The sequence below is a fragment of the Pseudomonas sp. 2822-15 genome, assembly GCF_002742515.1.
Taxonomy (GTDB): domain Bacteria; phylum Pseudomonadota; class Gammaproteobacteria; order Pseudomonadales; family Pseudomonadaceae; genus Aquipseudomonas; species Aquipseudomonas salomonii.
Map to the genome: position 1 here is coordinate 1 of NZ_LJRY01000245.1, position 322 is coordinate 322.

Here is a 322-nt window from a genome sequence, read left to right on the forward strand (position 1 = left end):
GAATTAGATAATGCAACAGTTTCTTCTGAAGGGCTTGGACGTGATTCGGAAATTTTATTTAAGTCATTTGATTTTAGAAACTGAAAAACTTCCTGCCCTGCAATACCATCAATGGTAAGGCCTTGTTCCTGCTGAAGTAATGTTACTGCATTCTCAGTTCCAATGCCGAATATTCCATCTAGTGGACCGTTATAATAACTAGCCTGCTTAAGCATCTCCTGCAAAAGCTTAATATCATCATGTTTGTCACCTTTTTGGAAATATGTCCTTTTGTCCTTATCTGAGTTATTTTCTGCAGCCCTTTGTTGCGGGATATATACAG

Annotated in this window: 1 protein-coding gene; it reads right to left on the minus strand. The window is 37.9% G+C overall.

Features of this window, described 5'->3' with window-relative positions; all coding sequences use genetic code 11:
• A partial coding sequence (locus AOA59_RS26440; protein WP_178076301.1) for a peptidoglycan-binding protein occupies positions 1 to 322 on the minus strand: 322 nt, incomplete at both ends.